This is a genomic window from Aquitalea palustris (genome assembly GCF_003693445.1).
Taxonomy (GTDB): domain Bacteria; phylum Pseudomonadota; class Gammaproteobacteria; order Burkholderiales; family Chromobacteriaceae; genus Aquitalea; species Aquitalea palustris.
Genome location: NZ_RFAR01000094.1, coordinates 1 through 9,114, shown reverse-complemented (window position 1 = coordinate 9,114; position 9,114 = coordinate 1). Strand labels below are relative to the sequence as shown.

The 9,114-nt window shown below is 58.8% G+C and carries 9 protein-coding genes; 4 read left to right on the top strand and 5 right to left on the bottom strand.

The window, feature by feature from the left end:
• From EAY64_RS17970 to EAY64_RS17955, 4 genes are all read right to left on the bottom strand, one after another.
• A partial coding sequence (locus EAY64_RS17970; RefSeq protein ID WP_103526104.1) for an acid-shock protein occupies nt 1-250 on the bottom strand: 250 nt, incomplete at its 3' end.
• Between the two features lie 136 nt (nt 251-386).
• Nucleotides 387-1,088 carry a rhodoquinone biosynthesis methyltransferase RquA gene (gene rquA / locus EAY64_RS17965; RefSeq protein WP_103526103.1) on the bottom strand — a complete coding sequence of 234 codons (702 nt, stop codon included), beginning with the start codon at nt 1,086-1,088 and terminating at the stop codon, nt 387-389.
• A gap of 154 nt (nt 1,089-1,242) precedes the next feature.
• Complete coding sequence (xth, locus tag EAY64_RS17960; RefSeq protein ID WP_103526102.1) at nt 1,243-2,016, bottom strand: exodeoxyribonuclease III; 774 nt, start codon at nt 2,014-2,016, stop codon at nt 1,243-1,245.
• A 69-nt stretch (nt 2,017-2,085) separates the two neighbouring features.
• The gene (locus EAY64_RS17955) at nt 2,086-3,714 is read right to left on the bottom strand and encodes a phosphoethanolamine transferase (protein ID WP_103526101.1); all 1,629 of its coding nucleotides are present in this window, start codon (nt 3,712-3,714) and stop codon (nt 2,086-2,088) included.
• 349 nt (nt 3,715-4,063) lie between these two features.
• Between EAY64_RS17955 and EAY64_RS20455 the strand changes: the two genes are divergently transcribed.
• A complete protein-coding gene (locus EAY64_RS20455) occupies nt 4,064-4,264 on the top strand; it encodes a hypothetical protein (protein WP_103526100.1) in 201 nt (66 codons plus the stop codon).
• 321 nt (nt 4,265-4,585) lie between these two features.
• Here the strand turns inward: EAY64_RS20455 and EAY64_RS17945 are convergent, their stop codons facing one another.
• Nucleotides 4,586-6,622 carry a M3 family metallopeptidase gene (locus EAY64_RS17945; protein ID WP_103526099.1) on the bottom strand — a complete coding sequence of 679 codons (2,037 nt, stop codon included), beginning with the start codon at nt 6,620-6,622 and terminating at the stop codon, nt 4,586-4,588.
• Nucleotides 6,623-6,760: 138 nt separating this feature from the next.
• On the opposite strand from EAY64_RS17945, the gene EAY64_RS17940 reads away from it, so the two are divergent.
• The 3 genes from EAY64_RS17940 to EAY64_RS17930 form a co-directional block, all read left to right on the top strand.
• On the top strand, nt 6,761-7,303 hold the full coding sequence (locus tag EAY64_RS17940) for a gamma carbonic anhydrase family protein (protein WP_103526098.1): 543 nt from the start codon (nt 6,761-6,763) through the stop codon (nt 7,301-7,303).
• A gap of 20 nt (nt 7,304-7,323) precedes the next feature.
• A complete protein-coding gene (locus tag EAY64_RS17935) occupies nt 7,324-7,824 on the top strand; it encodes a GNAT family N-acetyltransferase (RefSeq protein WP_103526097.1) in 501 nt (166 codons plus the stop codon).
• Between the two features lie 157 nt (nt 7,825-7,981).
• The coding region (locus EAY64_RS17930) for a methyl-accepting chemotaxis protein (RefSeq protein ID WP_103526096.1) at nt 7,982-9,114 on the top strand (1,133 nt) is incomplete at its 3' end.

The window sequence follows — 9,114 nt, the reverse complement described above, 5'->3', positions numbered from 1 at the left end:
CCTTCTTGGCAGCGTGCTTTTTAGCGTGGTGCTTTTTCACAGCCTTTTTAGCCGGGGCGGAAGCGTCAGCAGCTTGTGCTTTCTGAGCAGAAGCTTCTACTTTCTTTTCGCCCTTCTTGGCGTGATGAATCTTGGCAGCTTTGGCTTTCGGTGCGGAAGCAGCCGGAGCAGAAGCGTTGGTGGCGGCGAAACCAGCAGCGGAGCTCAGACCGAAGGCGGCAGACAAAACGAGCAGGGTCAGTTTTTTCATGTTGCGTTCTCCAATATCAGGTGGGGAGTGTTCTTTCCGAGACACCGCAGCGGTGTTTCCATGAGTCGTATCCTAGCCCTGCCCGTCAAGCCCGTCTGTGAGTGCTATGTAAGCCCGTGTAACGCTAAGTACAAAACTAGCGATGGGTGACGGTAACTACCTGATAAACCCCACCAAACAAGGTTTCCTTGTGCCAGCAGAACTGCTCGGCATGGCTGGCATACGCTGATATTTCATTACGCCACAGTGCTTCGGCAAAGGGTTCCAGCATGCGGTTGACCCACTTGAGCAACCAGCCGATAGGCTGCCAGGCCGCCGGTTTGTGATAATCGACAAACACCGCCTTGCCGCCCTCCGGGACCTGGGACAGCATGTTGTCGACAATGCGCTGCTTGAGTTCGTCCGGTACTTCATGCAGCAGGAAGAAGCTGCACACCAGATCTGGCTGTTGCTCCAGCCGGTAGTTTGCCGCATCGGCGCGCACCACGCGGGCCTGGGGATAGTCGTCCAGCTTGCGCGCACCATGCTCGACCTGGACCGGGGTGATGTCGGTCAGCACAAACTCGCCCTGACTGCCCACCCTGGCGGCGGCTTTTTGTACCAGATCGCCATACACATGCGCCACCTGCCACACCCGCATGCCGGGCTGGATCTGCTGCAGATAGCGGCGCATCAGCCGCTGGTCATTCAGAAACAGCAGCGTGCTGACCACCAGATTGCGGTCCAGCAGCGCGGCGCGGCGCGGGTTGACATAGGCCCAGTCGTAAACTTCGGTCATGTAGTCCGGTACCCCTTCGTAATAGGGGTTGCACGGCAGCGGTGGGTGGTTGCGGCTCATGGTGGCACCTTGGCATTAGCTATTCATCAACAAATTTTAGCAAATTCTAATATTAAAATTATTGAGCTAGGCCAAGCTTTACCCTGATCCGGCAACATGCTGTTTACCAATGCAAAACGGCCCATGCGGGCCGTTGCTACGCGCAGGTGGCAGGCTAGTCTGCCAGGGTGAGCACCACGGGCGTGTGATCGGACGGTCGCTCCCACTTGCGCGGGGTCTTGTCGATGACACATGCGCTGGCGCGCGCCTGCAGCGCCGGCGTAATCAGGATGTGGTCGATACGCACGCCCTTGTTGCGACGGAACATCATGGCGCGGTAATCCCACCAGCTGTACTGCTTGTCCTCCTGGTTGAACAGGCGAAAGCTGTCGGCCAGCCCCAGCCCAATCAGCCCACGAAAGGCCTCGCGCTCGGGCGTGCTGCACAGTACCTGCTCGTGCCAGCTTTCCGGATCGTACACATCACGGTCTTCCGGCGCGATATTGTAGTCTCCCAACAGGGCCAGCTGTGGATGGCTGCTGAGTTCGTCGGCCACATAGGCATGCAGTTTGCCCAGCCATTCCAGCTTGTAGGGGTATTTGGGTGAATCGACCGCCTCGCCATTGACGAAGTAGCCACAGATCACGCGCATGCCGTTGACCGTGGCGGCAATCACCCGCCGCTGCGGATCATCGTAGCCGGGAATGCCCAGCACCACATCCTCCAGCGGCAAGGGCTGACGTACCAGAATGGCCACGCCGTTATAGGTTTTCTGGCCAAACCAGGCGGCGCGGTAACCGGCAGCCTCGATATCGGCCAGCGGGAATACATCCTGATCCATCTTCAATTCCTGCAGACAAAGCACATCCACCGGACTATCCGCCAGCCACTGCAGTACTTGTGGCAGACGGACCTTGAGTGAATTGACATTCCAGGTGGCTAATTGCATATCTTCAGTTCTCGTTTACGGATGAAAGCAGCTGCCAGCAGGCAGCCACTACACATTACATATAAGGTATCAGCCCGGCTGGCGGCAGGAAGCAAACATGTCCAGCTGCTTGTTGTAGACGCTGGTATGCACACCCAGCAAGCCCAGCAGCGAGTGGAACAGATTGTCATGCGAATAAGGCTCAGCCTTGCGGCCTTCCAGGCAGCGCTGGTTCAGCCCGACTTCCTGCTGGAAGCTGTCGGAGAACCACATCATCGCTCCGATGTGCTTTTGCGCTTCCGGGGCAAACAGGTAGGGCGTGCCATGCAGGTACATGCCGTTTTCGCCCAGCGATTCGCCATGGTCGGACATATACAGCATGCCGGTGTTATAGCGCTGCTGATTGGCACGCAGGAAGTCGATGATGCCGGACAACACGGTATCGGTATACAGGATGGTGTTATCGAAACCGTTGACGATCTGCTCGCGCGGGCAGCGTGACAGCTCGCTGGTCTGGCATACCGGCTTGAACTGCTCCAGCGCCGGCGGATAACGCTTGTAATAGGCCGGGCCGTGACTGCCCATCTGGTGCAGTACCAGCACCACGTCGCGGTCGGACTGATCAATCAGCTGCTGGGCATTCTTCAGCAGGATTTCATCCCAGCATTCGCCCGTGGTACACAGCTTGTCATCCTGGCTGTTGCTGACGTCTTCCAGCGTCACGCGGTTGCATACATCCTTGCAGCCCGACTGGTTATCGCGCCAGATCACGTTGTAACCGGCACGCTTGAGTATATCCAGCACGTTTTGCTGCCGTGCGGCCTTGTCGCCACTGTAATTGTCGCGGCCGATATTGGAGAACATGCAGGGCACCGAGACCGCGGTTTCCGTGCCGCAGGAGTGCACATCGGGCAGATTGATCAAACCGCTCTGGGCTGACAACTTGGGATTGGTATTACGCGGGTAGCCATTGAGCGAAAAATGATCGGCACGGGCGGTTTCGCCCACCACCAGCACGAATACCGTCTTGCGCTTGTGCTGCTGCCAGCTGGGGTCGCGTTTGGCATCTTCGCCCAGCGGGCTGATCACCACCGGGCCACTATTGTAATGGTCCTGCACATAGCCATTGGTGGCCTGGATATAGTTGAAAGGTGTCAGGTAATGACGCAACTGGCGGTTGTTGCGGAACAGCGAGGCGAAATCCTGATAAGCAGCAAAGGCGATACCCAGCAGCACTGCGGCAGAAATCAGGATGGTCAGCAGACGTGCACCACTCTCGCGCAGCGGCGAACGCCATTGTATCTGGCGCCGGCACAGCCACCAGGCGGGCAGTATGCCCAGCACGATGACAAACAGCGCCATCTTGCCGGTCAGCAGGTCGCGCACTTCCTTGTTATCAGTCTGGACTGCGTTTTGCACCATGTGTACATCAATCATCACCCCATACTGGTTCATGAAGTAGGTGATGAAAGAGGTAATCAGCAGCAACAGCGCCATCACCGGCTTGCCGATATACGGCCAGTTGAACAGCGACAGCACCAGATTGTAAAACGCCGTCACCAGCAGGAAGGATTCCAGCAGCAGCTTGATGCCGTGGCCATCCAGCGGCCCGACAATACGCAACATTTCCTGCCAGAATGGCAGGTTGTAAAACAATACCAGCACGAGCGACACCAGCAGGGTGAGTCGCTCGGGCCGAATGGAGCGGTTGGAAACCATCTTGCCCTCGTCAACAAGGGGCCGCCGCACATTTGCGCGCTACAGCTAGCCCGACAATGGAACAGAGCCGCCATGGCGGCGGTCTGCCTTGATTATTAGCTCGCCATGACCGACTCGATAAGCGGGCCGGCACGGCAGAAAATCGACGCCATCTTACCCGATTAGTCCCGTGGCAATATGGCATTTCTGTAGCGATTGTTTTAACGGTTATGCACCGCCGGACAGGTCGCGGAAAGGGTGAGCGCAGGCAGCCGGACGGCCGGCATGACGAAGGCGCGCTTGAACAAATAAACAACAGTAAATTTGATCAAATTTGCCGAGCCGCGCGATTGCTGGCTAGAATGGACTCATGTTCATCACCGGTAGAACCAAATTGTCCAGACAAACCAAACCCCTGCAGTCCCAGCAATATCCCCTCTGCCCCACCAAAAACCCCAACCGTTCCACGCTGCGTCCCTTTAGCGACGCCTTTACCCTGCGCACGCCCGGCTTTGCCCAGCATCAGCGTCCGCATCGTCCCGACAAGGCAGACAACGAACCTTCCAGCTGATTTTAGTGAAATGGCGATTCAGCCCTGCGCCCGGTCATGTACCAAGATGGCAATAGGCAGTTTCTCCGAGGCGTCATCTCACTGAAAGCACGATCCAACACCGCCTAACGGCGGTGTTTTCATGTCTGCGATGGATCTGCAGGCAAAAAAATACCCCCAAGGGGGATTGGGGGTAGGGAAAAGACACAATATCGATGTCCGTTGAGGGGCAGAGATAAGCGTCTGGCTCGCTTGCTGCTCTTGGAGATAACCCGTTGAGCAAAGATTAGAGCCAGGGCCAATCAGGGGAGTTCCCTCCCCCGTGTAAATATTTGTCGTGGTTCAAGCTGCCTGTTCCACCATGCCAGAATGGCGCAGCAGCGCGTCGATCTGCGGGTCGCGACCACGGAAGGCGCGGAAGGATTCCAGTGCCGAGCGGCTGCCGCCAACGGCCAGCACCTCATCCCAGAAACGCTTGCCGGTGACCGCATTGGCACCGCCTGCCTCTTCGAAAGCGGCATAGGCATCTGCCGACAGCACCTCCGCCCACTTGTAGCTGTAGTAGCCCGCCGAATAACCGCCGGCAAAGATATGGCTGAAGCTATTGGGGAAACGGTTGTAAGCCGGCGGGAAGTTCACCGCCACTTCCTGGCGCACCTCATCCAGCAAGGCCATCCAGTCGCCGCTGCTGGCGTCGAAGTCGGTATACAGCAGCATGTCGAACAAGGAAAACTCCAGCTGACGCACCGTCATCATGCCGCTCTGGAAGTTCTTGGCCGCCAGCATCTTGTCGAACAGTGCGCGCGGCAGGGTTTCGCCAGTTTCGGCATGGGCAGTCATGCCTTGCAGCACATCCCATTCCCAGCAGAAGTTTTCCATGAACTGGCTGGGCAGCTCCACGGCATCCCATTCCACGCCATTGATGCCGGATACACCCAGTTCCTCGACCTGGGTCAGCATATGGTGCAGACCGTGGCCGAATTCGTGGAACAGGGTGATGACTTCGTCGTGGGTGAACAGCGCCGGCTTGTCGCCGACCGGGCGGGTGAAGTTGCAGGTAAGGTAGGCCACCGGGGTTTGCAGTGTATCGCCCTTCTTGCGGCGGCCACGGGCATCGTCCATCCAGGCTCCGGGGCGCTTGCCCTCGCGCGAGTACAGATCAAAGTAGAAGCTGCCCACCAGCTGGCCATCCTTGAGGATGTCGTAGAAACGGACATCGGAATGCCATACCGGCGCGCTGCTATCGCGTACTTCCACGCCATACAGGGTGTTGACCACGCCGAACAGGCCGGGCAGCACCTTGCTTTCCGGGAAGTACTGCTTCACTTCCTGTTCGGAGAAGGCATAGCGCGCCACACGCAGCTTTTCTGCGGCGTAGGCGATGTCCCAGGCTTGCAGGTCGGAGAGACCCAGCTCCTTGCTGGCAAAGGCTTCCAGCTCGGCACGGTCTTTTGCCGCAAACGGTTTGGCACGGGCGGCCAGATCGCGCAGGAAGGCAATCACCTGTGCCGGGCTTTCCGCCATCTTGGTAAACAAGGACAGCTCGGCATAATTGGCAAAGCCCAGCAGTTGGGCTTCTTCGCGCGTCAGCTGCAGCTTTTCGCGGATGATTTCGGTGTTGTCGTGCTCGGGCAGGCCAAACTCCGAGGCACGCTTGACGTAAGCGTCGTACAGCTTCTGGCGCAGTGCGCGGTTATGGGCGTACTGCATCACCGGGAAGTAGAAGGGGAACTGCAGGGTGATCTTGTAGCCGGCTTTGTCATCGGCCTGGGCGGCGGCGGCAAACAGGGCCAGGGCATCTTCCGGCACGCCATCCAGTTCGCTGGCATCGTCCAGGTACAGGCTGAAAGCGTCGGTAGCGTCCATCACGTTCTGTTCGAAACGGGCAGACAGCTCGGCCAGCTTGCTCTGGATGGCGGCATAACGCTGGCGCTGCGCCTCGGGCAATTCGGCACCGGACAGGCGGAAATCGCGCAGATCGTTCTGGATGATTTTCTGGCGGGCGGCATTGTAGCCGGCATAGGCCGGGCTGGCCTCGATGGCCTTGAACTGGCCGAGCAGGTCCAGATTCTGTCCCAGTTCGGTCCAGAAAGCGGAAATCGGCGCAATATTCGCGTTATAGGCATCGCGCAGTTCCGGAGTATTCACCACCGCATTCAGATGCCCTACCACCCCCCAGGCACGCGACAGGCGCTCGGTGGCATCGGTGAGTGGATCAACAAAATCCTCCCAGCTCGGGCTGTCCGCATGAGCGGTCAGCTGGGCCACGGTATGGCGCGCCTCGGTCAGCAATTGTTCGATGGCCGGGCTGACATGTTCGGGACGGATCTCGGCAAAGCGTGGCAGTCCGGTAAAGTCGAGGAGCGGGTTCTGGCTCATTGTTCACTTCCTGTGGGCAATTGGCAGTGGCTGGCACAGCACTGCGCCGGTATCGAAATCAGGCTGCACACCAGCGAACCGGCAGCAACCATTGCTATATGATAGGGAATCCTGAACCTGTTAGATGAGGACGTTCTGATGAATCGCAATATCCGCCCCTATGATGGCAGCGCACCGCAGATTGCCGACTCCTGCTATATCGACCCGGCCGCCGTGGTGATTGGCGACGTGACGCTGGCAGAGGATGCCTCGGTGTGGCCGTTTGCCGTCATCCGTGGCGACGTCAACGCCATTCATATTGGCGAGGGCAGCAATATCCAGGACTTTGCCATGCTGCATGTCACCCACAAGCGCGACAGCGACCCGGTGGGCGCACCGCTGCATATCGGCAAGCATGTCACCATCGGCCATCACGTCACCCTGCATGGTTGCACCATCGGTAACGAGGTGCTGGTGGGCATAGGCAGCATCATTCTGGACCGCGCCATCATCGAAGACCGCGTACTGATTGGCGCCGGCAGCCTGGTACCGCCGGGCAAGCGGCTGGAATCCGGCTACCTCTACCTGGGCAACCCGGTAAAGCAGGCGCGCAAGTTGACCGAGCAGGAGCTGGACTATTTCAAGTATTCCGCCGAGCACTATATCCGCGTGGCCAACAAGCATAAGCCGAATCTGGAATAAATTTTTACCGGAGGACCACCATGCCGCCACGCTTGCGTAATGCCAAAGAGAATGATGCCGCGGCCATTGCCGCGCTGATGTTGCCGGAGAGCAGCAGCCAGGGCGGTACGCTGCATGGTGATTTTCCGGTGGAAAAGATCAGCCACTGGCTGGCACAAGCTGCCGCAGACAATATGCCGGTACTGGTGGCGGAAGACGATGCCGGCCTGCTGGGTGTGCTGTTTACCAGTAGTAGCCAGCGACAGGAACAGCCACTGGCGGCCACCATGGCCCGGCTGCATCAAGGCAGGGCCCCCTTCTATTTTTATGGCCCGGTATGTCTTGCACCACGTGCTCGCGGCCAGGGCTTGCTGGCCAGCATGGCGCAGCAGCTGCATCAGCAACTGCCGGGCTACAAGGCCCTGCTGTTCATCAATGCCGAAAATCAGGCTTCGCTACGTGCCCATGCCAAACTGGGCATGCAGGTTGAGGGGCATTTTGAGACGGATGGCCAGCATTGCCTGCTGCTATGCGAGCCCTGACCCCGTTTTGCATTATTTTAAATCCACTATTTAAATAAATTATTAAAAACACCGACCATTCCTATTCAATTAAGTCATTTGGCATTAAGTCAGGTAACAGGAATGTCATATCGCAGGTCTACACTGCGCAGCATCATCCGTCCTGAAGCAGCATGACATGTCCCTGATCAAGCGTTTATGGCTGACCATTCTGTTTACCGTGGCCAGCCTGCTTATCGTGCTGGCCGTCACCAGCCAGCAGTTGTTCTCGCTTACCCAGCATGTGGACGACTACAGCCAGCATCAGCAGCTGTCGGCCAATCTCTACCAGTTCAAGGCCGGTGTACTGAGCCTGGCACGCGCCGACCCCCTGCAGCCGGACACCGCCCAGCACCTGCAGCAGATCAAGCAGCAAGTCGCACGACTGAGCGTGAATATCGCCGCCAACCTGCCCGACGCGCAGGCCAAGACCTTCAAGGAGCAGACCGGCCAGCTGTGGCAGGAATACACCCGCAATCTGGAAAGCGCGCTCACCATTGCCCAGAGCGCGCCGCAGGATGCGCTGTCGATTCCGGAGCAAGCCTATCAGCAAAGCCTGGTGCCGCTGGTGGCGCTGCTCGACAAACAACTGGCATTGGCCAGCCGCGACCAGAGCAGTGAAGAGGCCGCCATGCACGGCATGCTGGGCCGGCTGGCCGTGTTCATCCTGGGGCCGCTGGCGCTGGCCAGCCTGGCCGTGGTGCTGATCCAGCTGGCACTGGCGCGCCGCCTTAAGCTGCAGATGGCTGCCATGGGCCGGGCGGTCGATGCGCTGAGCGAAGGCAATCTGGCCTCGCGCCTGCCAGAAAACGGCAAGGACGAGCTGGCGCAGATGTCGGCGCGCATCAACCGTTTTCTCGAGCGCCTGAGCGAGCTGCTGACCAATGTGCACCAACACGCCAGCCGCAACCAGCGCGACAGCCAGCACCTGCAATTGCTCACCAGCCAGGCAGCGGATGCCAGCCGTCTGCAAACCGGCAAGGCCAATCTGAGCAATGAGGCCGCCGCACAGATTGCCAGCCAGGCCGACAGCGTGGCGCAATTCATCGAGCAGGCAGAGGCCGGCTCGCGCCAGGCCTTGCAGCGCACCGAACAGGCACGTCAGCTGGGCAATGCCAATGCCAGCGCCATGCAGCATCTGGCCGCCCGCATCGGTATTGCCATGCAGGAAATGCAGCAGCTGAACCAGTCGATTGGCGACATCGCCCAGATCAGCACACTGATCCGCGATGTGGCCGACCAGACCAATCTGCTGGCACTGAATGCCGCCAT

Excerpts from the sequence above, each read along its gene's own strand:
- rquA (WP_103526103.1), bottom strand. The coding sequence starts at position 1,088 with ATGAGCCGCAACCACCCACCGCTGCCGTGCAACCCCTATTACGAAGGG.
- xth (WP_103526102.1), bottom strand. The coding sequence starts at position 2,016 with ATGCAATTAGCCACCTGGAATGTCAATTCACTCAAGGTCCGTCTGCCA.
- EAY64_RS17955 (WP_103526101.1), bottom strand. The coding sequence starts at position 3,714 with ATGGTTTCCAACCGCTCCATTCGGCCCGAGCGACTCACCCTGCTGGTG.
- EAY64_RS20455 (WP_103526100.1), top strand. The coding sequence starts at position 4,064 with ATGTTCATCACCGGTAGAACCAAATTGTCCAGACAAACCAAACCCCTG.
- EAY64_RS17945 (WP_103526099.1), bottom strand. The coding sequence starts at position 6,622 with ATGAGCCAGAACCCGCTCCTCGACTTTACCGGACTGCCACGCTTTGCC.
- EAY64_RS17940 (WP_103526098.1), top strand. The coding sequence starts at position 6,761 with ATGAATCGCAATATCCGCCCCTATGATGGCAGCGCACCGCAGATTGCC.
- EAY64_RS17935 (WP_103526097.1), top strand. The coding sequence starts at position 7,324 with ATGCCGCCACGCTTGCGTAATGCCAAAGAGAATGATGCCGCGGCCATT.